Here is a 20,865-nt window from a genome sequence, read left to right on the forward strand (position 1 = left end):
AGCCCGTCAAAGCGGCTTATCGCCTCACCCCTGGCGAATCCCGGCCGACCCGCGCCTGCGTTGACAGGAGTCGGCGACGAACGGCATGATCGGACCCATGAATGCCTATCCGCTCATCCCTACCACCTACACCACGACTGCCTCCGGCGGGTCGTGTGGTGGCTGTGCAGGATGAAGCAAGCACAGTGACAACCAAGGCCCCGCCAGCAATGGACGGGGCCTTTTGTTTCTCCGTCCGGCTGGCACAACAAGGAGAGACAAGATGCCTTCACCCAACGCCAAGCGCGCCCTGCTGGTCATCGACATGCAGGTCGGACTGTTCAACGGACCGGACAAGCCCTACCAGCGCGAACAGGTCCTGGACCACATCAACCAGCTGATCCGTCGCGCCCGCCAGGCCGGGGCACCGATCTTCGCCATGCGCCATACCGGTACGGCCGACTCGCCCATCGCTCCCGGCAGCCCGTTCTGGCAGTTGCTGCCGACCCTGGAAGTGGACGAGCAACAAGACTGCGTACTGGACAAGACGCGCCCCAATTGCTTCACCGGCACCGGGCTGGCCGAGCGCCTGCACCAGGCCCAGGTCGGTGAGCTGGTGATCGTCGGCATGAAGACCCAGTACTGCGTCGATGCCACTTGCCGCGCCGCCGGCGACCTGGGCTTTACCGCACTGCTGGTGCAGGATGCCCATACCTGCATGGACACCCCATACCTGGGGGCGCGCAAGATCATCGATCATCACAACACCACCCTGGACGGCGCCTTCGTCACCCTCGCCGCGACCGCCGACGTCGCCTTCTGATCTTGCAATCAATGCCCGGGACGCGCCGATCACGGCGCCACTCCCCGGCAACGGCTGTTCCGGGCATTGCCAAATGCCCGGCTAATGCGCACCCTTGAGCCTTCGCCATCGTCCGACTGGAGTTGCCCATGAGTGTTGCCGGCTTCGTGCTCTACAGCCTTGATCCACAAGCATTGGCGCGGTTCTACAGCGCACTGCTGGACTGGCCCGTCAGCGAGCGACAGCCCGACTACCTGCAACTGCAACACCAGGGCATGGAGCTGACGCTGATCCAGGTACCGGCGGCGATCGCCGCGCGCATCGTCCTGCAAGATCCCCTCCTGCCCCGCAGCGAATCCGCCTGCAAGCCAGTGTTCTGGGTCAGTGACCTGGATCTGGCCCGGCAACGCGCCGCCGGTGCTGGCGGGCGGCTGTACGAACCCGAACGTGAATGGCAGTTCAAGGACGCCCGGGTCTGCGACGGTATCGATCCGGAAGGCAATATCTTCCAGTTGCGGCAAACCCTGTCTCGATAACCTGAGGAGTCCACCATGCCCGCCACCGTCCTGGTCCTGGTTGAGAATTTCAATGCCTACCTGCCACGGCTCGAAGCGCTGGGCTTTGTACTAATCCTGGCCCAGACGCCCGCTGCCAGGGCCCGGGCGATCGTCGACCACGCCGGGCAGATCGACGCCGTGCTGACCCGTGGCCCCCTGGGCCTGAGCGCACAGGAGATCGGCGCCCTGCCCCGGTTGCAGATCATCTGCGTGATCGGCGCCGGCTACGAGCAGGTGGACCTGCAAGCAGCGAGCAATCGCGGGATCGCCGTGACCACTGGCGCCGGGATCAATGCTCCGTCGGTGGCCGACCACGCCCTGGCGCTGCTGTTGTCCCTGGTGCGCGGCATCCCCCAGGCGGACGCGGCGGTACGCCAGGGGCATTGGCCGAAAGTCACGCGCCCGTCATTGACCGGCATGCACCTGGGCATCCTCGGGCTCGGCGCGGTGGGCCAGGCCATCGCCCGGCGCTGTGCCCTGGGCCTGGACATGCAGGTCAGCTATCACAGCCGCCAGCCGCGACCGGAGCAGCCCTATCGTTTCTGCCCGACCCTGCTGGAACTGGCCCGGGATGTCGACCTGCTGGTGATCGCCACCCCCGGTGGCGCCGAGACCCGGCACCTGGTGGACCACGAGGTGCTGGCGGCCCTGGGGCCCGAGGGTTTCCTGGTGAATGTGGCGCGGGCCAGCGTGGTAGACACCGAGGCCCTGCTGCTGGCACTGGAGCAGCGTCGGCTCGCCGGAGCGGCCCTGGACGTGTTCGATGCCGAACCTGGGGTTCCGGAGCGCTTCAAGCGCCTGGACAACGTGGTGCTCACCCCCCATGTCGCCGGGCTGTCGCCAGAGGCCAGCCGCGACAGCATGGACATGGTCGGCCGCAACCTGCTGGCGCACTTCTCCGGCCAGCCCTTGCTGACCCCCCTGGCCCTGCCGCTACCCAGTCGCGGCTGAATCCCGAACAGCGCCTATGCTCTTGGCAGCGGTTCAAACGCCTGTATCAAAAACAATGATTGTCCAGCAACACCCACGCCAATAACGGCCCACCGCGATTGTGGGGGGCCAGCGCGCGCATTAGATTAGTCAATAATCTCTGGCCTCCAGAATAAGCAGAAGGGATAAGCATGGCGCTTACAGACCAGTCCACCCGCACCCGCTCCGGTGAAGAACTCGACGCCGCTCTGATCGATCCGTACCTCAAGGCGCAGATTCCCGGCCTGACCGGCACGCCACGGATCAGCCAGTTCCCCGGCGGTGCCTCGAACCTCACCTACCTGCTGGAATACCCCGAGCAGGAATTCGTCCTGCGCCGCCCGCCATTCGGCCACAAGGCCAAGTCGGCCCACGACATGGGCCGCGAGTTCCGCATTCTCAACCAGCTCAAGGACGGCTTCCCGTACTGCCCCAAGGCCTACGTGCACTGCACCGACGAATCGGTGATCGGTGCCGAGTTCTATGTCATGGAACGGGTCAAGGGCATCATCCTGCGCTCCGACCTGCCAGCGGAACTGAATCTCGATGCCAGCCACACCCAGGCGCTGTGCAAGAGCTTCATCGACCGCTTCGTCGAGCTGCATCGGGTCGACTACCAGGCCTGCGGCCTGGGCGACCTGGGCAAGCCCGAAGGTTATGTGCAGCGCCAGATCAAGGGCTGGAGCGACCGCTACGAGAAAGCCCTGACTCCCGATGCCCCGCAGTGGGAGGTGGTCAAGGCCTGGCTCAACGACAAGATGCCCGCCGACCATCCGACCTCGAGCATCGTGCATAACGACTACCGCTTCGACAACGTGATCCTCGACCCGCAGAACCCGATGCAGATCATCGGCGTGCTGGACTGGGAACTGACCACCTTGGGCGACCCGCTGATGGACCTGGGCAACACCCTGGCCTACTGGATCGAGGCCAGCGACCCGGGACCGGTGCAACTGATGCGCCGCCAGCCAAGCAACGCCCCGGGCATGCTCAGCCGCCAGCAGTTCGTCGACTACTACGCCGAGCGCTCCGGCATCCAGATCGGCAACTTCGACTTCTACTACACCTACGGCCTGTTCCGCCTGGCGGGCATCGTGCAGCAGATCTACTACCGCTTCTACCATGGCCAGACCCAGGACAAACGCTTCGCGCAGTTCATCCACATGAACAAGCTGCTGGAGCAGATGAGCCTGCAAGTCATCGGCAAATCCAGCCTCTGAGGGCGCTTCGGCGCCTGACCGCCCAACAAGGAAAAACCATGTCCAAGACTCAGTTGTTCGACCTCGACGGCAAGATCGCATTCGTCTCCGGCGCCAGCCGTGGCATCGGCGAGGCCATTGCCAAGTTGCTGGCCCAGCAAGGCGCCCATGTGATCGTTTCGAGCCGCAAGCTCGAAGGCTGCCAGGAGGTGGCCGAGGCCATCGTCGCCGCCGGCGGCAAAGCCACCGCCATTGCTTGCCACATCGGTGAGATGGAGCAGATCCAACAGGTGTTCGCCGCCATCCGCGAGCAGTTCGGGCGCCTGGACATCCTGGTCAACAACGCCGCCACCAACCCGCAGTTCTGCAATGTGCTGGACACTGACCTGGGTGCCTTCCAGAAGACCGTCGACGTGAATATCCGCGGTTATTTCTTCATGTCGGTGGAAGCCGGCAAGCTGATGCGTGAAAACGGTGGCGGCAGCATCATCAACGTGGCTTCGATCAACGGCGTATCGCCGGGGCTGTTCCAGGGCATCTACTCGGTGACCAAGGCCGCGGTGATCAACATGACCAAGGTCTTCGCCAAGGAATGCGCGCAGTTCGGCATCCGCTGCAACGCCCTGCTGCCGGGCCTGACCGACACCAAGTTCGCCTCGGCCCTGGTCAAGAACGACAGCATCCGCAACGCCGCCCTGGCGCAAATCCCGCTCAAGCGCGTGGCCGACCCGAGCGAGATGGCCGGTGCGGTGCTCTACCTGGCCAGCGACGCTTCCAGCTACACCACCGGCACTGCGCTGAACGTGGATGGCGGTTTCTTGTCCTGAGCCACCTGCGCCGTACAAAAAGGCAGCCTGCGGGCTGCCTTTTTCATGCCCCACATAAACCTGTAGCAGCAGCCGGTGGACGCTCGATTGCGCGCGATAAACCAGAGGACACCGCGTCCCGTCAGGCAATCCAAGTCATCGTTAACGACCATCGCAAGCAAGCGATGCTCCTACAGGGACGCATAAAAAGAATATTTATTCTCAATATTGAATTAAAGGAATTTTTATTCCATAAATAGCCATCCCTACCACAACAACTCCAAAGGTGCGGCGATGGATGAACTGGGCGTTGGGCTGATCGGAACCGGATTCATGGGGCGCGCCCACGCCCTGGCTTTTCGCAGTGTCGGTGCGGTATTCGAACTGCCGGTGCGCCCGCGCCTGGCAGCCCTGGCGGATGCCGATGGGCAACGCGCCGCGCAGTGTGCCAAGGCCTGGGGGTTCGCCAAGGCCCACGCGGATTGGCGCCAGTTGGTCGATGATCCCCAGGTCGGCCTGGTGGCGATCACCACCCCCAATCACTTGCACTTTCCCATGGCCATGGCGGCCCTGGCAGCCGGCAAGGCGGTGTACTGCGAAAAACCCCTGGCCGTGACCAGCGAACAGGCCCGGCAGATGCATCAAGCCGCACAGGCGGCCGGGGTGGTGACCCGGGTCGGCTACAACTACCAGCACAATCCGTTGATCGTCCTGGCCCGGGAGCTGATCGACAAAGGCGAGCTGGGACAACTGGTGAGTTTCCAGGGTGAATTCAGCGAGGATTTCATGGCCGATCCGGACGCCCCCTGGTCCTGGCGTTGCGACCCGCAACAAGCAGGCGGCGCCCTGGCGGACCTGGGCAGCCACCTGCTGGCCATGGCGCGTTTTCTCATGGGGCCGGTGGTGGCGGTGTGCGCCGATACCCATACCGTGCATCAGGAGCGCCCCGTTCGGGCCGGCAGCCATGAGCGCCGCGCCATCGCCGTGGATGACCAGGCCCATGCGCTGCTGCGCTTCGCCAATGGCGCCCGGGGCAGCGTGGGCAGCAGCTGGATCAAGCACGGCTACAAGAACCACCTGGCCTTCGAGATCAGCGGCACCCTGGGCACCCTGGCCTTCGACCAGGAACGCCTGAACGAACTGCGCCTGTATCGGGCCGGCCAGCAGGGTTTCCAGCGCCTGCTGGCCGGCCCGGCCCTGCCCGGCTACGCGGCCTTCAGCCCGGCGCCGGGGCACCAGCTGGGCTACAACGAACTCAAGACCCTGGAAGTGCAGGAACTGCTCATGGCGATGTGCGGCCAGGGGCGAGACGGCACCGATTTCCAGGAAGCCTGGGAAGTGGAACGACTGGCGGCAGCGATCCGCCTGGCCGCCCGGGAGCAACGCTGGATCACCTTGTAACCGCTGCCGGGCCAGGGCGAGGACTTCATCACGCCAAGCCCAATGCCCGCCAGCGGCTACAACAACGCTGCCAGGCGTATGGCCAGGGCCTTGGCTTGCAGGGCCACATCGGTGACCGCGGTGCTTTCCCACCACAGGCCACGCAATGGCGGGCCCATGGCGAACAGGCGTTCGCCGGCCCGGCCCTGGGCGTCATGCACCGCGCCGTCGGGCTCGGCACTGATGCCCAGGGCCAGCGGTCCCGGTTGCACCAGGCCCCGGGCCAGGAGCTGCCGGGGCAAGGGCCGGTCCACCCGGCGCCAGTCGTACTCGATGCCACTGGAGTTGATCAAGGCATCGCCCAACACCCGCGTGCTTTCCCGGCTGCCGCGATAACGCAAGCGAATCGCCAGGCGCCCCTCACTGTCCGGGTCCAGCCCCTGGTAGCTGGCGGCATGGATCCGCAGCCGACCCTGGGCATGCAGGCGCCTCACCAGTTCATCGCTCAAGGGCGGCGAACGATGGTGATGGCTCTCCCACCAGGGCCGCACATGCCGTACGAACTGGCGACGCTGGAAATCGCTGGCCTGGCTCCACAAACGCGGGATATGCACCCGCACCGTGTCCAACGGCGCTTGCCAGTCGATACCCTGGGCCAGGGCCTGGCAGCACTGGCGACGCAGCTCGCGGAGCAATTGGCGAGGGCTGCGGATCGCCGGGTCCTGGCCCAGGAAGTCGACCCAGGCCGGCGGTTGCCGACGGACATGGGGCCGCAGCCCGTGGCGGGAAAACACTTCGATGGGGCCCCGGTGCCCGGCTTGCTCCAGCGACACCACCGCATCGACCATGGTCAGCCCGGAACCGATGATCAGCACCCTGGACATCGGGTCCAGGCGCGCCATGGCGCCCACATCCCAAGGGTCCAGGGCGGCAGCGTTGAGGCCACTGGAATGGGTTTGCCGAGTACGGGCGGCGGGGAACATGCCCGTGGCCAGCACCGCCACCGCGCCCCGCAACCGGCGCCCATCGGCCAGGGTCAGTGCAATCCCGTCCTCATGGCCCTGCAGGTCCACCACCTCACTGCGCACATGCTCCACTGAGGAGCCCTGCTCCAAACCCAGCGCCCGGGCCTCGGCCAAACGCTGCTGGACATAGACCCCGAACAACCCTCGGGGCGGGAAGAGCTCGCTGATGGGCACCGGCTGGCCGGCCGATTCGGGCCAGCCACCTTCAGCAATATGCTGGGTCAGCCACTGGGTCAGGTCGTCGGGGTTGTCCGGGTCGATGCTCATGCGCGCCGCATTGCCATTGAGCGTATGGCCCAGTTCGGTGGCGCTATAGGCCTCGCCGCGCCCCAGCTCGGCACGCGGCTCGATCACCAGGATGCGGCGCCGCCCCGGTTGGCGTAGCAATTGCGCGGCCAGCGAGGCGCCACTGAGGCCGCCACCGATGATCAGGATCTCGGCATCGCGGGGGGCAGGGTCCGGTTGCCCGGTAAAGGTCTGCTTCATGAAGTGCTCGCGGTCAGGATTGGCCGGGACTCTGGCCCCGGGTGGGCGTGGGGCGTTCCCGTGCAGCAGGGTAATGCCTGGCCCGGCACCGGGAACATCCCCAGCAAGATAATAGGCCTGCGCCACGACCGGATTCGCCAGGCAGTACCAAAGTAGGACGCCATCCGCTGTGGCCTATCCGGGGCGGCGTTCGAACCGGCCGATCCAGCCCGGTAGCGCTCCTTGGGACGGCATCGGCTGCCAGATGAAGCGCAGGCGGGCCAGGCCCAGAACACGCCGCACCTGGCGCTCCAGCAGCCGCGCCAGGGCGCTGCGCGGATGGCGCATGGTCCAGCCCCACAAGCGTCGGCGCCAGCTACCGACGGGCCCCAGGCGGGATTCGATCTCCTCTGCCAGGCCCTGCAAACGCAGCGGTGACAGCAACAGCTCGCTGGGAGCCACTTCGCGCCGGTCACGGGCCGCCGAACCCTGGTTTTCAGGAAACGCCAGGCTGTGCCCGCTACCCAGCCATTGCCCGAGCAACACCTCCAGCCCGCCCGGCCATTGGGTCCCCTCCTCGCTCCACAACTGTCCGGTAGCGTTGCGCTGACGCCAAGATGCCTGGCGCCGGGAACCACTGCCGGGCCCCAGCAACTGACTGAAGGCCAGCCAGGGCTGGAGCGAACTCGCCAAGCCGACTGGCGACTCACGGACGATCAGCAGGCCGGGGGCCACGCCGTTCTCCCCCGCCGCCATCCAGCACGCCAGTTGCCGGCCGCTGCCGACGAACACATGGCTGGGGCGCCAGCGCCACAGGCATTGACGCAAGGCCCCGATGGGCGACTGGTCGTCGAGGCTCGCCACCTCGGCCCCCAGGCTGCGCGCCGCCAGGGCCAAAAGCAGCAGGTCCGGCTCGAACGCCCCACTCAGGATCAGCCGGGAGCGCCAGCCAAGGCCATGCTGGCGCAAGCCATCGGCCAGGCGCTCGACATCGCGCAGTACATCGATCCAGCGCCAACCATGCCAACGGCCCCGGCGCTTGTGACGCAGGGCGTTGGCCAAGGGCCGCACACGGGCCCAGTGTCGCAGCGACTCGTACATTTCCATGACCGCTCCCTGGTGCCCCCGCGTGACCGCTGCCGCCAGCGGACACCGAGTGACGCACTACGGCCGCTGCGCCGCCGGGCGCAGCCGCACCGGCTCGGCAGCCGCTACCACCTGGCGTTGCGCGCCGAGATCGCGCCAGGCACTGCCCGGATGGCTCTCGGGCAACCTAGGGCCTGCGCCGAACAGCTTCTCGCGCAGGGTGCCTGGCGCATAGTCGGTCTTGTACGCCCCGCGCTTCTGCAACTCCGGCACCAGCAGTTCCACGGCGTCGATAAAGGTTTCATGGGTCAAGGCGTAGGCCAGGTTGAAGCCATCCACGTCGGTTTCCTCGACCCACTCCTGCAACAGGTCGGCCACGGTCTGGGGACCACCGACGAACAACGGGCCGAAACCACCGATGCCCACCCAGTCCGCCAGCTCGTGGGGTGTCCAGACCTTGTTCGGATCTGCCGTGGAGAAGGCCTCCACCGCCGACTGGATGGCATTGGTATGCACATGCTGCAGCGGTTCGTCGGGGCGGAAGCGACTGAAATCGATGCCGGTCCAGCCACTGATCAGGGCCATGGCGCCTTCGTAGCTGACCCAGCTCTTGTACTCCTCGAACTTGGCCTTGGCCTGGGCATCGGTCTCGCCGAGGATCACCGTCTGCAGGTTGAAGATCAGCAGTTTCGACGGATCGCGCCCGGCCTCGGCGGCGCGGCGGCGGATATCGGCCACGGTCTTTTTCAGCAACACCTTGGAGGGCGCCGCGACGAACACACATTCGGCCTGCTCGGCAGCGAACTGCTTGCCCCGGCTGGAGGCCCCGGCCTGGTAGAGCACCGGGGTGCGCTGCGGCGAAGGCTCGCACAAATGGATGCCCGGCACCTGGAAGTGCCTGCCCTGGTGGCGAATCTCGTGGATCTTGCTTGGATCGCTGAAGATCCGCCGCTCGCGGTCGCGCAGCACCGCGCCGTCTTCCCAACTGCCCTCCCAGAGCTTGTAGCAGACCTCCAGGTACTCCTCGGCGTAGTCATAGCGGGCGTCGTGCTCGGTCTGGGCCTGCTGGCCGATGTTGCGTGCACCGCTCTCCAGGTACGAGGTGACGATGTTCCAGCCGGCCCGGCCCTTGGTCAGGTGATCGAGGGTGGAAAGGCGCCGGGCGAAAGGATAAGGGTGCTCGAAAGACAGCGACGCGGTGAGGCCGAACCCCAGGTGTTCGGTGACCAGGGCCATGGGCGGAATCAGTTGCAGCGGATCGTTCACCGGCACTTGGGCCGCCTGGCGGATCGCCGCCTCGCCGTTGCCGTTGTAGACGTCATAGATGCCCAGCACATCGGCGATGAACAGTCCGTCGAACTTGCCCCTCTCGAGGATTCGCGCCAGGTCGGTCCAGTATTCCAGGTCCTTGTACTGCCAGGAGCGATCCCGGGGGTGGGCCCAGAGCCCGGGAGACTGATGACCGACGCAGTTCATGTCGAAGGCATTGAGGCGGATCTCACGGGGCATCAGGCAGCACTCCCGAACCTTCGGGCAACACGCCATTGAGGCGATAGTTGCCGATCAACTGGTACTTCCAACGCAGCGGGTCGTCCAGGGTCGAGGGCTGCGGGCTGCGCTGGCCGGTGAGTTCGAACTCGGCGTTGCTGGCAGCCAGCAACGCTTCGCCGACGGCGATCGCCGCCTCCGCCAGGGCGACCCGGGTCTGGGCCGGGTCCTGCTCCGCGTGCAAGTGGCGCTGGGCACGCTCCTGCAGGGCCGCGGCCACTTCGATGCGGATATGCAGGTCACCGAAGCGGCTGATCACGTAGGGGTCCTGGCTGGCCTGCGCCAAGCCGCTGCCCGGCCACGGCCGGGCTTGCTGGCATACGTAGGCCAGGGTCTGGTGCAACAGGGCTCGGGCCCGCTGCAACTGTTCGGCATTGCGGGCCAGGGCATCCTGGGGGGTATCGGGTCGAGTCAAGGCATTCATGGGGCTGTCCTTCAGTTCCAGGCGTGGCGGGCCGGCTTGACGCCGTTGAGCAGGAAATTGCCGATCAGGTGGTATTTCCAGCGGGCCGGATCGTGCAGGGTGTGGGTCCGGGCATTGCGCCAGTGGCGGTCGAGGTTGTACCTGGCCGACACCGAACGAGTTCCGGCCAGTTCGAACAGCTTGCTGGCCGCGAGCAAGGCGCTTTCGGTGGACAGCACCTTGGCCTGGGCCACCACCAGCGAGGCTTGGGCGACGCTGTCCGCATCAGGGTTGGCCAGGGCCTGGTCGATGGCCTGGGCCGCGCGGGTGAGGATTTCCTCGGCACCGTGCACCCGCCACTCCAGGTCGCCGATGGCCGCGATGGTGTAGGGATCCTGCCAGCCATGGTCCAGGCCACTATCGATCCAGGGCCGGGACTGCCGGGCGTGGAGCTTGGCATCCTCCAGGGCGGCGACGGCGATGCCAGTGTCGATCGCGGCCTGGATCACCTGGGAGATCGGCCCATCGGCGGTGGGCTGGTCGAAGGCCCGGTGGGCCGGGATCACCGCGCTGCGCGGCACCTGCACCGCCTGCAGGCTGACCCCGCCACTAGCGGTGGTGCGCTGGCCGAAGCCGTCCCAGCTATCGATTACCGTCAGCCCGGGGTTGTCCCGCTCGATGAACGCGATATGGGCCTGGCCGTCCTCATCCACGGCCACTGCCGGGACGATATGGGCGAACAAGGCACCGGTGCAGTAGAACTTCTGCCCATCGATCCGGGCCTGGTCGCCGTCGAAGCGGATCTGGCTCTGGAAGGCGCCGACATGCTTGCTACCGGCCTCGGAGAAGGCGTTGCCGAAGCGATAGCCCCGCAGCACTTGGCTGAAGTAGCGGCGCTTCTGCTCCTCGCTGCCGGTCTGCAACAGGATGTCCACCACCCCAAGGTGGTTCTGCGGCAACTGGCCCAGGGATGGGTCGGCGGCGGAGATGATCTTGATCACCTCCACCAGGGTCACATAGGACACCCCGGCACCGCCGTATTCGCGGGGAATGGTGATGCCCCACAGGCCGCTGGCGGAGAACTCGTCCAGCTCGGCCACCGGCAGGCGCCGTTCACGGTCGCGTATTGCGGCTTCCACGGCGAAGCGCCGGGCCAGGTCCCGGGCGATGCTGATGGCTTCGGCATCGCTGCGGATGATATGGGCAGTGCGAGGGGGTTGGGCTGGGGCTGTCATGGGCCGGTTCCGCTTGCTGGTGGTCAAGATCGACACCCGTCGGGTGCCTGCCACCAGGACCATTGCAGAACTCGTGCCCAGGAATAAAAACCTTCTATTTCAATGAGCTATGAATAAAACCGACAAAACACCGCAATACAAAACAGGCAAACTGCCCAACCACTGTTGGCAGGCGGACAGTTGTCGCGGAATCAGATCACCACGTTGCGCACGAAGCGCGTGGGCTGGGTGCCATCGTTGCGGTAGCCATGGGGTACATGGCTGGCGAACATGAAGAAGTCGCCGCTTTCCAGGCGGCGCTCGGTGTCGCCGAAGAACACCGTCAGGCAGCCCTCGAACACATACAACTGCTCGCTCCAGCCCTGGGCATCGCACTCGGAGCGGTACTCCTCGCCAGGCTCCAGGTGCCATTCCCACAGTTCCACCTCACGGCTGGCCTCGGCCTTGGACAGCAGCACTGCGCGGCTGCCGGGAATCAGCCCCGCCCAGGCAAGTTCGTTGATACGGCTGGAGTCCCGGGAATCCGGGGCCTGGATCAGGTCGCTGAAGGCCACGCCCAGGGCCTCGGCGACCCGATCCAGGGTCCCGAGGCTGACGTTCTTCTCCCCCGCCTCGATGGCCACCAGCATCCGCCGGCTGACCGTCGACTTCTGCGCCAGGGCACTCTGGCTCAAGCCGGCGGCGTGGCGCAGGCGCCGGACATTGAGGCTGACATGTTGCAGGACCGAAGCCCGATGACTGTTTTCCTTATGCACTCTATTCGCTCGCTCCCTGGGCCTGCGCAGTATACTGCCCAATTTCCGGCGCATTGTGCGTCCCCCTCAGGTAGCACGCAAGACCATGACATCCGGGACTTCCAGCACTTTTTCCTACAAGCTCAGCAAGGCCGAGGCCGTACTGGTGCTGATCACCATGATCTGGGGCGGCACCTTTCTCCTGGTGCAACAAGCCATGGGCGTCAGCGGCCCGATGTTCTTCGTTGGCCTGCGCTTCGCCGCGGCCGCCGCCATCGTCGCGCTCTTCTCCTGGTCGCGCCTGCGCGGCCTGACCCTGTTCGAGTTGCGCGCCGGCAGCTTCATCGGGGTTGCCATCATGCTCGGTTATGGCTTGCAGACCGTGGGTCTGCAAACCATCCCCAGCAGCCAGTCGGCCTTCATCACTGCGCTGTACGTGCCCTTCGTGCCCCTGTTGCAATGGCTGTTCATGGGCAAGCGCCCGGGCTTGCTGCCCAGCCTGGGGATCATGCTGGCATTCACTGGGCTGATGCTGCTGTCCGGGCCCAACGGCGCCTCCCTGGATTTCAGCCCCGGAGAGATCGCGACTTTGATCAGCACCGTGGCGATCGCCGCGGAAATCATCCTCATCAGCAGCTTTGCCGGGCGCGTGGATGTGCGCCGGGTAACGGTGGTGCAACTGGCGGTGACCTCGGTACTGGCCTTTGCCATGGTGCTGCCCACCGGGGAAACACTGCCGGAATTCTCCTGGCTGCTGCTGGTCATCGCCCTGGGCCTGGGAGCCTCCAGCGCGGCGATCCAGGTGGCGATGAACTGGGCCCAGAAGAGCGTCTCGCCGACCCGGGCCACGCTGATCTATGCCGGCGAACCGGTCTGGGCCGGGATCGTCGGGCGCATCGCCGGGGAACGCCTGCCCGCCCTGGCCCTGCTGGGCGGGGTGATGATCGTGCTGGCGGTGATCGTCAGCGAGCTGAAGATCAACCGCAGATCGACGCACAGACCAGAAGCCTCACTGGGCGGTGAGTCGACACCGTCCTGACCCCAGCCACCTACAAGGACGGCCCATCGGGCCCGGGGCTCGAAAGCCAGCCCGGGGCGATCAAGGACCCATGGTGCTTGGGCTCCAGCGGCAGCGGATCACCTTCAATGGCGCCCTTGTAATAGAAATAGGCCCGGTAGCGGACATGCCCCTCCGGCATGGCCTTTTCGTAATACAGCACGGTGCCCGGCGGCAACAGGTAGCGGTGCCCGTCGTCCGGGGGGCCGTCGATGACCAGGGCCTTGCGAGTGCTGATCATCTCCTGGGCCGGCGGGTACAGCCGTTCCAGGCCGATGGCCAACGCGGCGCCCAGGCAGGTGAACAGCAGGGCAAAGCAGCCACGCCGGAGCAAACGGCTGCTGGTGGTGGTTTTGGCTGGGTGCATCCGTGTCGATCCTTGTCCGATGAGTTACGTGCAGGGCAAACCTTGTGCGAACACCCGGGAACGGGCGAAGCGGGCATTTGTCTCCTACCTTTGAAAGCGCATGTAACATTTCCGATGGCTATCCAGCCGCGCTTGGCGGTTGGTGATCAAGGGCCTGGCACGTATTATGCGTCATACTTTTCCGCAGATTAGAAGCCTATGTCCCTGATAGTTCTACTGCTTCTGCCATTCATGGGCAGCTGTCTGGCGGCCCTGTTGCCGCACAACGCACGTAACACCGAATCGCTGCTGGCCGGCCTGGTTGCCCTCATCGGCACCATTCAGGTGGCTTTGCTGTATCCGCAGATCGCCGATGGCGGAGTGATTCGCGAGGAGTACACCTGGCTGCCGAGCCTGGGACTGAACTTCGTGTTGCGCCTGGACGGCTTCGCCTGGCTGTTCTCGCTGCTGGTGCTGGGCATCGGCACCCTGGTGTCGTTGTATGCGCGCTACTACATGTCGCCCCAGGACCCGGTGCCGCGCTTCTTCGCCTTTTTCCTGGCGTTCATGGGCGCCATGCTGGGCCTGGTGATCTCCGGCAACCTGATCCAGATCGTGTTCTTCTGGGAACTGACCAGCCTCTTCTCGTTCCTGCTGATCGGCTATTGGCATCACCGTTCCGACGCCCGCCGTGGCGCCTACATGGCGTTGATGGTCACCGGGGCCGGGGGATTATGCCTGCTGGCGGGGGTCATGCTGCTCGGCCATGTGGTCGGCAGCTATGACCTGGACCAGGTACTGGCTGCCGCGGACAAGATCAAGGCCCATGCCCTCTACCCTGTCCTGCTTCCCTTGATCCTGCTCGGTGCGCTGAGCAAGAGCGCACAATTCCCCTTCCACTTCTGGCTTCCCCACGCCATGGCCGCACCGACACCGGTCTCGGCCTACCTGCACTCGGCGACCATGGTCAAGGCCGGGGTGTTTCTCCTGGCCCGCTTGTGGCCATCGCTGTCCGGCAGCGAAGAATGGTTCTGGATCGTCGGCGGCGCCGGCGCCTGTACCCTGGTGCTGGGCGCCTATTGCGCGATGTTCCAGAACGACCTCAAGGGCCTGCTGGCCTACTCCACCATCAGCCACCTGGGCCTGATCACCCTGCTGCTGGGCCTGAACAGTCCGCTGGCGGCGGTGGCCGCGGTATTCCACATCCTCAACCACGCCACCTTCAAGGCCTCGCTGTTCATGGCAGCCGGGATCATCGACCACGAGAGCGGCAGCCGCGACATCCGCAAGCTCAACGGCCTGATCAAGCTGATGCCCTACACCGCGACCCTGGCCATGGTGGCCAGCGCCTCCATGGCCGGGGTGCCGCTGCTCAACGGCTTCCTGTCCAAGGAGATGTTCTTCGCCGAGACGGTGTTCATCAATTCCAGCGCCTGGGTCGAGATCGCCCTGCCGGTGATCGCCACCATCGCCGGGACCTTCAGCGTCGCCTATGCCCTGCGCTTCACCGTCGATGTGTTCTTCGGCGAGCCGGCCACCGACCTGCCCCACACGCCCCACGAACCGCCACGCTGGATGCGCGCGCCGGTGGAGCTGCTGGTGTTCACCTGCCTGCTGGTGGGGATCTTCCCGGCCCAGATCATCGGGCCGTTGCTGGCCGCCGCTGCGCGGCCAGTGGTGGGCGGGACCCTGCCCGAATACAGCCTGGCGATCTGGCACGGCCTCAATGCGCCGATGATCATGAGCCTGATCGCCATGTCCTGCGGCATCGTCCTCTACCTGTTGCTGCGCAAGCCGCTGGTGGGTGGCCGCTTCGCCTACCCGCCGGGCGTGGGCCGCTTCAATGGCAAGCGCCTGTTCGAACGCTGCCTGGTAGCCCTGACCCGACTGGCCCGTGGCCTGGAACGGCGGCTGAGCACCAAGCGCCTGCAAAGCCAGTTGTTCCTGCTGGTGCTGGCGGCGGTGATCGCCGGGTTGATCCCCATGCTCTACAGCAGCCTGACCTGGGGCGACCGGCCGAAGATCCCCGGTTCCATCGTCTTCGTGACCTTCTGGCTGCTGGCCATCGCCTGCGCCCTGGGCGCCGCCTGGCAGGCCAAGTATCACCGCCTGGCCGCCCTGACCATGGTCAGCGTCTGCGGGCTGATGACCTGCGTCACCTTCGTCTGGTTCTCCGCCCCCGACCTCGCCCTGACCCAGCTGGTGGTGGAAGTGGTGACCACTGTGCTGATCCTGCTGGGCCTGCGCTGGCTGCCGCGGCGGATCGAGGACGTCTCGCCGCTGCCCAGCAGCGTGCCCAAGGCGCGTATCCGCCGCCTGCGCGACCTGAGCCTGTCGGTCGCCGTGGGCCTGGGCATGGCGCTGTTGTCCTACGCCATGCTGACCCGGCCGACGCCCAACGACATCTCCTCGTTCTACCTGAGCCGGGCCCTGCCCGAGGGTGGCGGCACCAATGTGGTCAACGTGACCCTGGTGGATTTCCGCAGCTTCGACACCCTGGGCGAGATCACCGTGCTGGTGGCCGTGGCCCTGACCGTATTCGCCCTGCTGCGACGCTTCCGCCCGCCCAAGGAAAGCATGCAATTGCCGGCCCAGCAGCGCCTGCTGGCACCGGACGTGGTTACCGACCTGGTCAACCCGCGCCAGGCCAGCGACACCGCCCTGGGCTTCATGATGGTGCCTGCGGTGCTGGTGCGCCTGCTGCTGCCGATCGCCCTGGTGGTGTCCTTCTACCTGTTCATGCGCGGGCACAACCTGCCGGGTGGCGGTTTCGTCGCCGGGCTGGTGATGTCGGTGGCGTTCATCCTGCAGTACATGGTGGCCGGTACCCAGTGGGTGGAAGCGCAGATGAGCCTGCGACCGCTGCGCTGGATGGGCACCGGCCTGCTGTTCGCGGTGGCCACGGGCCTCGGCGCGCTGGCCTGGGGCTATCCGTTCCTGACCACCCACACCCTGCACCTGGACCTGCCGCTGTTCGGTGATATTCATATCGCCAGCGCGCTGTTCTTCGACATCGGCGTGTACGCGGTGGTGGTGGGCGCGACGCTGCTGATCCTCACCGCCCTGGCGCACCAGTCGGTGCGGGCCCACAAGCCTGCCAGCCAGTCCAAATCCCTGATCAAGAGCGGAGCCGCCTGATGGAAGAAGTCATTGCAATCGCCATTGGTGTTCTCGCCGCCTCGGGAGTCTGGCTGGTGCTGCGCCCGCGGACCTTCCAGGTGGTGATGGGCCTGTGCCTGCTGTCCTACGCGGTCAACCTGTTCATCTTCAGCATGGGCAGCCTGTTCATCGGCAAGGAGCCGATCGTCAAGGACGGCGTGCCCCAGGACCTGCTGCACTACACCGACCCCCTGCCCCAGGCGCTGGTGCTCACCGCCATCGTCATCAGCTTCGCGATGACCGCGCTGTTCCTTGTGGTACTCCTGGCATCCCGGGGCCTGACCGGCACCGACCACGTCGACGGTCGGGAGCCCAAGGAATGAACCTGTTGTCGTCGCACCTGATCGTCGCCCCTATCCTGTTGCCGCTGCTGACCGCGGCCCTGCTCCTGTTGCTGGGAGAAAAACACCGGCCGCTCAAGGCCCGGCTCAACCTGTTCTCCAGCCTGCTGGGCCTGGGCCTGGCGCTGTACCTGCTGTACTGGACCCAGGCCGATGGCGCCACCGGCTCGTTCGGCGTGTACCTGCCGAGCAACTGGCAGGTACCGTTCGGCATCGTGCTGGTGGTCGATCGCCTGACGGCGCTGATGCTGGTGCTGACCGGCATCATCGGGGTCAGCGCGCTGCTGTTCGCCATGGCCCGCTGGGACGGCGCCGGCGCCAGCTTCCACGCGCTGTTCCAGATCCAGCTGATGGGCCTGTACGGGGCCTTCCTCACCGCCGACCTGTTCAACCTGTTCGTGTTCTTCGAAGTGCTGCTGGCAGCGTCGTATGGCCTGATGCTGCATGGCTCGGGACGGGCGCGGGTGTCCTCGGGGCTGCACTACATCACCATCAACCTCCTGGCCTCGTCGTTGTTCCTGATCGGCACGGCGATGATCTACGGAGTCACCGGCACCCTGAACATGGCCGACCTGGCCATGAAGATCCCGCTGGTGCCCGAGGCCGACCGTGGCCTGTTGCACGCCGGCACGGCGATCCTGGCCATCGCCTTCCTGGCCAAGGCCGGGATGTGGCCGCTGAACTTCTGGCTGGTGCCGGCCTATTCCTCGGCCAGCGCACCGGTAGCGGCCTTGTTCGCGGTGATGACCAAGGTCGGGGTCTATACCGTGCTGCGCTTGTGGACCCTGCTGTTTTCCGGCCAGGCCGGAGCCTCGGCCTATTTCGGCAACCAGTGGCTGGTGTACGGCGGCCTGGCGACGATCTGCTGTGCGGCGCTGGGCATCCTCGCCGCGCAACGCCTGGAGCGCATGGCCAGCCTGAGCATCCTGGTCTCGGCGGGGATCCTGCTCGCGGTGATCGGCTTCGCCCAACCGGCACTGACCGGCGCGGCGCTGTTCTACCTGTTCAGCTCGACCCTGGCCATGTGCGCGCTGTTCCTCCTGGCCGAACTGATCGAACGCTCACGCTCGGCCACCGAGGCGCCCCTGGAAGACGAAGGCGAGATCCTGCCCCAACCACTGGGGGCCTCGCCGCCCCGGGGCAGCAACCTCGACGATGAGCAGCAGGTGGTGGTCGGCCAGGTGATTCCCTGGACCATGGCCTTCCTGGGTCTGAGCTTCATCGCCTGTGCCCTGCTGATCATCGGCATGCCGCCGCTGTCGGGCTTTATCGGCAAGCTCAACCTGATCGCCGCCCTGCTCAATCCCCAGGGCCTGGGCAGTGGCCTGCAGACCCAGGTGCCGGTGGCGGGCTGGTGCTTCCTGGCGCTGCTGATCCTCTCCGGCCTGGCGTCCCTGATCGCCTTCGCGCGCCTGGGCATCCGCCGCTTCTGGACGCCCGAGGAGCGACCCTCGCCTGTGCTGCGGCGCCTGGAGTGCGTGCCGATAGTGGCGCTGCTGGGCCTGTGCGTGTTGCTGAGTTTCAAGGCCGAGCCGCTGCTGCGCTTCACCCAGGACACCGCCGACAACCTCAATCATCCCGAGCACTACGTGATGGCGGTACTGGGCACCCGGACGGTGCTCAGCCCCGAGGCCAAGGCTGCACTGTCGATGGAGGTGCAGCCATGAAGCGCCTGTTCCCCTCGCCCTTCCTGTCCCTGGCGTTGTGGCTGCTGTGGCTGCTGCTGAACCTCTCCGTCAGCCCCGGCAACCTGCTGCTGGGCGCGGCGCTGGGTTTTCTCGCGCCGCTGCTGATGCGCCCGCTGCGCCCGCAACCGATCCGCATCCGCCGGCCCTGGACCATCCTGCGCCTGTTCCTGCTGGTGGGTCGCGACGTACTGGTGTCGAACCTGCTGGTGGCCTGGGGCGTGCTCAACAACGGCCGGCGTCCGGTGCGCTCGGCGTTCGTCAAGGTGCCCCTGGACCTGCGCGACGCCAACGGGCTGGCGGCGCTGTCGACCATTACCACGGTGGTGCCGGGCACGGTCTGGTCCGAGCTCTCCCTGGACCGCAGCATCCTCTTGCTGCACGTGTTCGACCTGGAGGATGAAGCGCAATTCATCCAGCACTTCAAGGCCACCTACGAGCGCCCGCTGATGGAGATCTTCGAATGAGCGCACTGATGGATAACGCGATCCTGCTGAGCCTGTTCATCTTTTCCCTGGCCATGGTCCTGACCCTGGTGCGCCTGTTCCGGGGGCCTTCGGCCCAGGACCGGGTCCTGGCGCTGGACTACCTGTACATCCTGGCGATGCTGATGATGCTGGTGCTGGGCATTCGCTACTCCAGCGATACCTACTTCGAGGCGGCGCTGCTGATCGCCCTGTTCGGCTTCGTCGGCTCCTTCGCCCTGGCCAAATTCCTCCTGCGTGGCGAGGTGATCGAATGAACGACCTGCAACAACTGCCCCTGTGGGTGGAAATCCTGGTGGCCCTGTTGCTGCTGCTGGGCAGCCTGTTCGCCCTGATCGGCGCGCTGGGCATCCTGCGCATGAAGAGCTACTTCCAGCGCATGCACCCGCCGGCCCTGGCCTCGACCCTGGGCTCGTGGACCGTGGCCCTGGCCTCGATCCTGTATTTCTCGGCGCTCAAGTCGGGGCCGGTGCTGCACGCCTGGCTGATCCCGATCCTGCTGTCGATCACCGTACCGGTGACGACCCTGCTGCTGGCCCGCGCCGCGCTGTTCCGCAAGCGCATGGCCGGCGACGACGTGCCGGCGGAAGTCAGCAGCAAACGCCAGGAAACCGGCAACTGAGCAGGCGCGGGCTCGCCCCGCGCTTGCCTTGCGGGGCTGCTCAGGCCCAGGCCAGCACCAGCAGCCCAGCCCCCAGTACCACGCACAAGGGCGAATAGAACAGCGTGTCGAGCCGGGCGAAGCGCGAACCCCGCACCTGCTTGAAGAACCCCACCAGTTCCGAATCGCCAATGGCCCGGCCGAACATCAGCAAGGCCATGGCGCTGATGACCCACTGCAAGGCCGGATGGCTCACGCTCGGCAACAAGAGCCCGACCCGCAGGCACACCAGCAGCGCGACCAGCAACAGGGCCAGCGCCACCAGCAAGGTCGCCAGCGCCGGTATCTGGAAGGCCGGCTGGCTCTGCCCGGGCGCAGGCCCAGGCACCTGCGGGATCACCGCCTCGCTGCCGCGCTTGCCGCCAGCGGCCCAGTACAGGTGCAACAGGCTGATCGATAAAAAGGTTCCGGCCACTCCCTGTGCAAGCAGATGAGTCATGTTGGACGTCCCTGGAAAATTTCGCTGAAGAATGGACCTGATTGCGCGTTTTGGTAAGTACGTTCGTCGTCTTCGATGCTAAAGTGCCGGCCCATGAAATTCGCCCGTTCCGATCGCTCGCTCGTTGCCTGGATGCTGTATTGCTGCGTCCTGTTCAACGTGTTCGCCTGCAGCATCGGCCATGGCCAGATGCTGGGCATGCAGCTCAACGGCATCGGCGGGCAGTTCTGTAGCGTCGATCCGGCCACCCAGGCGCCGGTACAAGCCCCCACCGACCAGGATTCGCTGCCGACCCTGGCCAAGGCCTTCGGTTGCCCGCTGTGCTCCACCGGTGGCATGGGCCCGGCGCTGAACACCAGCCTTGGCCTGGCTTTCCTGCCGCAGCCCCAGGCGCCGCCGCTGGCCGGCCCGCTCCAGGTCGATCTCCCCGCCCACCATAGCTGGCCCACCGCCCGTCCCCGGGCACCGCCCCACGCCTGACTCTTGTCCCTACCCGCCCCACCC

The 20,865-nt window shown here is 66.0% G+C and carries 22 protein-coding genes; 14 read left to right on the forward strand and 8 right to left on the reverse strand.

All coding sequences use genetic code 11. The features are described from left to right. Positions 1-262 precede the first annotated feature (262 nt). From C4K40_RS17540 to C4K40_RS17565, 6 genes are all read left to right on the forward strand, one after another. A complete protein-coding gene (locus C4K40_RS17540; RefSeq protein WP_053130615.1) occupies positions 263-802 on the forward strand; it encodes a cysteine hydrolase family protein in 540 nt (179 codons plus the stop codon). Positions 803-930: 128 nt separating this feature from the next. Continuing rightward, positions 931-1,317: a VOC family protein gene (locus tag C4K40_RS17545; protein ID WP_053130617.1), complete on the forward strand. Its 387-nt coding sequence runs from the start codon at positions 931-933 to the stop codon at positions 1,315-1,317. 15 nt (positions 1,318-1,332) lie between these two features. Beyond that, complete coding sequence (locus C4K40_RS17550; RefSeq protein ID WP_053130619.1) at positions 1,333-2,289, forward strand: 2-hydroxyacid dehydrogenase; 957 nt, start codon at positions 1,333-1,335, stop codon at positions 2,287-2,289. A 170-nt stretch (positions 2,290-2,459) separates the two neighbouring features. After that, positions 2,460-3,527 (forward strand): phosphotransferase family protein, encoded by a 1,068-nt coding sequence (locus C4K40_RS17555; RefSeq protein WP_022644001.1) that lies wholly within the window; start codon positions 2,460-2,462, stop codon positions 3,525-3,527. Between the two features lie 38 nt (positions 3,528-3,565). Continuing rightward, the gene (locus C4K40_RS17560; RefSeq protein ID WP_022644000.1) at positions 3,566-4,333 is read left to right on the forward strand and encodes an SDR family oxidoreductase; all 768 of its coding nucleotides are present in this window, start codon (positions 3,566-3,568) and stop codon (positions 4,331-4,333) included. 273 nt (positions 4,334-4,606) lie between these two features. Beyond that, on the forward strand, positions 4,607-5,713 hold the full coding sequence (locus C4K40_RS17565; protein WP_053130621.1) for a Gfo/Idh/MocA family protein: 1,107 nt from the start codon (positions 4,607-4,609) through the stop codon (positions 5,711-5,713). 56 nt (positions 5,714-5,769) lie between these two features. On the opposite strand, the gene C4K40_RS17570 is transcribed toward C4K40_RS17565, so the two are convergent. The 6 genes from C4K40_RS17570 to C4K40_RS17595 all read right to left on the reverse strand — a co-directional run bounded on the left by C4K40_RS17570 (position 5,770) and on the right by C4K40_RS17595 (position 12,209). Further along, the gene (locus tag C4K40_RS17570; protein WP_053130623.1) at positions 5,770-7,203 is read right to left on the reverse strand and encodes an FAD/NAD(P)-binding protein; all 1,434 of its coding nucleotides are present in this window, start codon (positions 7,201-7,203) and stop codon (positions 5,770-5,772) included. 174 nt (positions 7,204-7,377) lie between these two features. Next, positions 7,378-8,289: an acyl-CoA synthetase gene (locus tag C4K40_RS17575; RefSeq protein WP_124421334.1), complete on the reverse strand. Its 912-nt coding sequence runs from the start codon at positions 8,287-8,289 to the stop codon at positions 7,378-7,380. A gap of 57 nt (positions 8,290-8,346) precedes the next feature. Next, entirely contained in the window at positions 8,347-9,777 is a 1,431-nt protein-coding gene (locus C4K40_RS17580; RefSeq protein WP_053130629.1) for an LLM class flavin-dependent oxidoreductase, read from the reverse strand. Then, the gene (locus C4K40_RS17585) at positions 9,767-10,240 is read right to left on the reverse strand and encodes an acyl-CoA dehydrogenase (protein ID WP_053130632.1); all 474 of its coding nucleotides are present in this window, start codon (positions 10,238-10,240) and stop codon (positions 9,767-9,769) included. Before C4K40_RS17585 ends, C4K40_RS17580 begins: the two co-directional genes overlap by 11 nt. A gap of 11 nt (positions 10,241-10,251) precedes the next feature. Continuing rightward, positions 10,252-11,454 carry an SfnB family sulfur acquisition oxidoreductase gene (locus C4K40_RS17590; protein ID WP_053131397.1) on the reverse strand — a complete coding sequence of 401 codons (1,203 nt, stop codon included), beginning with the start codon at positions 11,452-11,454 and terminating at the stop codon, positions 10,252-10,254. A gap of 191 nt (positions 11,455-11,645) precedes the next feature. Next, entirely contained in the window at positions 11,646-12,209 is a 564-nt protein-coding gene (locus C4K40_RS17595; RefSeq protein ID WP_053130633.1) for a helix-turn-helix domain-containing protein, read from the reverse strand. A gap of 85 nt (positions 12,210-12,294) precedes the next feature. Here C4K40_RS17595 and C4K40_RS17600 point away from each other — a divergent pair, with 85 nt between their 5' ends. Continuing rightward, positions 12,295-13,227, forward strand: a complete 933-nt coding sequence (locus C4K40_RS17600) for a DMT family transporter (RefSeq protein WP_053130636.1) — start codon at positions 12,295-12,297, stop codon at positions 13,225-13,227. A 10-nt stretch (positions 13,228-13,237) separates the two neighbouring features. On the opposite strand, the gene C4K40_RS17605 is transcribed toward C4K40_RS17600, so the two are convergent. Beyond that, complete coding sequence (locus tag C4K40_RS17605) at positions 13,238-13,612, reverse strand: hypothetical protein (RefSeq protein WP_053130638.1); 375 nt, start codon at positions 13,610-13,612, stop codon at positions 13,238-13,240. Positions 13,613-13,810: 198 nt separating this feature from the next. Between C4K40_RS17605 and C4K40_RS17610 the strand changes: the two genes are divergently transcribed. The 6 genes from C4K40_RS17610 to C4K40_RS17635 are packed head-to-tail and all read left to right on the forward strand — an operon-like array spanning position 13,811 to position 19,883. Then, entirely contained in the window at positions 13,811-16,729 is a 2,919-nt protein-coding gene (locus C4K40_RS17610; RefSeq protein ID WP_053130640.1) for a monovalent cation/H+ antiporter subunit A, read from the forward strand. Beyond that, positions 16,729-17,073 carry a Na+/H+ antiporter subunit C gene (locus C4K40_RS17615; RefSeq protein WP_011060906.1) on the forward strand — a complete coding sequence of 115 codons (345 nt, stop codon included), beginning with the start codon at positions 16,729-16,731 and terminating at the stop codon, positions 17,071-17,073. The genes C4K40_RS17610 and C4K40_RS17615 overlap by 1 nt, the downstream gene beginning before the upstream one ends. Beyond that, entirely contained in the window at positions 17,070-18,758 is a 1,689-nt protein-coding gene (locus tag C4K40_RS17620; RefSeq protein ID WP_053130642.1) for a monovalent cation/H+ antiporter subunit D, read from the forward strand. The genes C4K40_RS17615 and C4K40_RS17620 overlap by 4 nt, the downstream gene beginning before the upstream one ends. Beyond that, on the forward strand, positions 18,755-19,243 hold the full coding sequence (locus C4K40_RS17625) for a Na+/H+ antiporter subunit E (RefSeq protein WP_022643989.1): 489 nt from the start codon (positions 18,755-18,757) through the stop codon (positions 19,241-19,243). Before C4K40_RS17620 ends, C4K40_RS17625 begins: the two co-directional genes overlap by 4 nt. Further along, a complete protein-coding gene (locus C4K40_RS17630; protein ID WP_022643988.1) occupies positions 19,240-19,518 on the forward strand; it encodes a K+/H+ antiporter subunit F in 279 nt (92 codons plus the stop codon). Before C4K40_RS17625 ends, C4K40_RS17630 begins: the two co-directional genes overlap by 4 nt. Further along, positions 19,515-19,883 (forward strand): Na+/H+ antiporter subunit G, encoded by a 369-nt coding sequence (locus tag C4K40_RS17635; protein ID WP_022643987.1) that lies wholly within the window; start codon positions 19,515-19,517, stop codon positions 19,881-19,883. The genes C4K40_RS17630 and C4K40_RS17635 overlap by 4 nt, the downstream gene beginning before the upstream one ends. Positions 19,884-19,923: 40 nt before the next feature. Here the strand turns inward: C4K40_RS17635 and C4K40_RS17640 are convergent, their stop codons facing one another. Then, positions 19,924-20,361 carry a DUF3995 domain-containing protein gene (locus C4K40_RS17640; RefSeq protein WP_031321572.1) on the reverse strand — a complete coding sequence of 146 codons (438 nt, stop codon included), beginning with the start codon at positions 20,359-20,361 and terminating at the stop codon, positions 19,924-19,926. A gap of 93 nt (positions 20,362-20,454) precedes the next feature. Between C4K40_RS17640 and C4K40_RS17645 the strand changes: the two genes are divergently transcribed. Next, on the forward strand, positions 20,455-20,841 hold the full coding sequence (locus C4K40_RS17645; RefSeq protein ID WP_172681617.1) for a DUF2946 domain-containing protein: 387 nt from the start codon (positions 20,455-20,457) through the stop codon (positions 20,839-20,841). Positions 20,842-20,865: the final 24 nt, after the last annotated feature.

This window comes from Pseudomonas sp. CMR5c, assembly GCF_003850545.1.
GTDB classification, from domain to species: Bacteria; Pseudomonadota; Gammaproteobacteria; order Pseudomonadales; family Pseudomonadaceae; genus Aquipseudomonas; species Aquipseudomonas piscis.

What these genes read in the sequence shown, in the direction of transcription:
- C4K40_RS17580 (WP_053130629.1), bottom strand. Translation starts at nt 9,777, where the DNA reads ATGCCCCGTGAGATCCGCCTCAATGCCTTCGACATGAACTGCGTCGGT.
- C4K40_RS17575 (WP_124421334.1), bottom strand. Translation starts at nt 8,289, where the DNA reads ATGGAAATGTACGAGTCGCTGCGACACTGGGCCCGTGTGCGGCCCTTG.
- C4K40_RS17585 (WP_053130632.1), bottom strand. Translation starts at nt 10,240, where the DNA reads ATGAATGCCTTGACTCGACCCGATACCCCCCAGGATGCCCTGGCCCGC.
- C4K40_RS17605 (WP_053130638.1), bottom strand. Translation starts at nt 13,612, where the DNA reads ATGCACCCAGCCAAAACCACCACCAGCAGCCGTTTGCTCCGGCGTGGC.
- C4K40_RS17600 (WP_053130636.1), top strand. Translation starts at nt 12,295, where the DNA reads ATGACATCCGGGACTTCCAGCACTTTTTCCTACAAGCTCAGCAAGGCC.
- C4K40_RS17620 (WP_053130642.1), top strand. Translation starts at nt 17,070, where the DNA reads ATGAACCTGTTGTCGTCGCACCTGATCGTCGCCCCTATCCTGTTGCCG.
- C4K40_RS17570 (WP_053130623.1), bottom strand. Translation starts at nt 7,203, where the DNA reads ATGAAGCAGACCTTTACCGGGCAACCGGACCCTGCCCCCCGCGATGCC.
- C4K40_RS17630 (WP_022643988.1), top strand. Translation starts at nt 19,240, where the DNA reads ATGAGCGCACTGATGGATAACGCGATCCTGCTGAGCCTGTTCATCTTT.
- C4K40_RS17550 (WP_053130619.1), top strand. Translation starts at nt 1,333, where the DNA reads ATGCCCGCCACCGTCCTGGTCCTGGTTGAGAATTTCAATGCCTACCTG.
- C4K40_RS17635 (WP_022643987.1), top strand. Translation starts at nt 19,515, where the DNA reads ATGAACGACCTGCAACAACTGCCCCTGTGGGTGGAAATCCTGGTGGCC.
- C4K40_RS17540 (WP_053130615.1), top strand. Translation starts at nt 263, where the DNA reads ATGCCTTCACCCAACGCCAAGCGCGCCCTGCTGGTCATCGACATGCAG.
- C4K40_RS17610 (WP_053130640.1), top strand. Translation starts at nt 13,811, where the DNA reads ATGTCCCTGATAGTTCTACTGCTTCTGCCATTCATGGGCAGCTGTCTG.
- C4K40_RS17615 (WP_011060906.1), top strand. Translation starts at nt 16,729, where the DNA reads ATGGAAGAAGTCATTGCAATCGCCATTGGTGTTCTCGCCGCCTCGGGA.
- C4K40_RS17640 (WP_031321572.1), bottom strand. Translation starts at nt 20,361, where the DNA reads ATGACTCATCTGCTTGCACAGGGAGTGGCCGGAACCTTTTTATCGATC.
- C4K40_RS17565 (WP_053130621.1), top strand. Translation starts at nt 4,607, where the DNA reads ATGGATGAACTGGGCGTTGGGCTGATCGGAACCGGATTCATGGGGCGC.
- C4K40_RS17625 (WP_022643989.1), top strand. Translation starts at nt 18,755, where the DNA reads ATGAAGCGCCTGTTCCCCTCGCCCTTCCTGTCCCTGGCGTTGTGGCTG.
- C4K40_RS17560 (WP_022644000.1), top strand. Translation starts at nt 3,566, where the DNA reads ATGTCCAAGACTCAGTTGTTCGACCTCGACGGCAAGATCGCATTCGTC.
- C4K40_RS17590 (WP_053131397.1), bottom strand. Translation starts at nt 11,454, where the DNA reads ATGACAGCCCCAGCCCAACCCCCTCGCACTGCCCATATCATCCGCAGC.
- C4K40_RS17555 (WP_022644001.1), top strand. Translation starts at nt 2,460, where the DNA reads ATGGCGCTTACAGACCAGTCCACCCGCACCCGCTCCGGTGAAGAACTC.
- C4K40_RS17645 (WP_172681617.1), top strand. Translation starts at nt 20,455, where the DNA reads ATGAAATTCGCCCGTTCCGATCGCTCGCTCGTTGCCTGGATGCTGTAT.
- C4K40_RS17545 (WP_053130617.1), top strand. Translation starts at nt 931, where the DNA reads ATGAGTGTTGCCGGCTTCGTGCTCTACAGCCTTGATCCACAAGCATTG.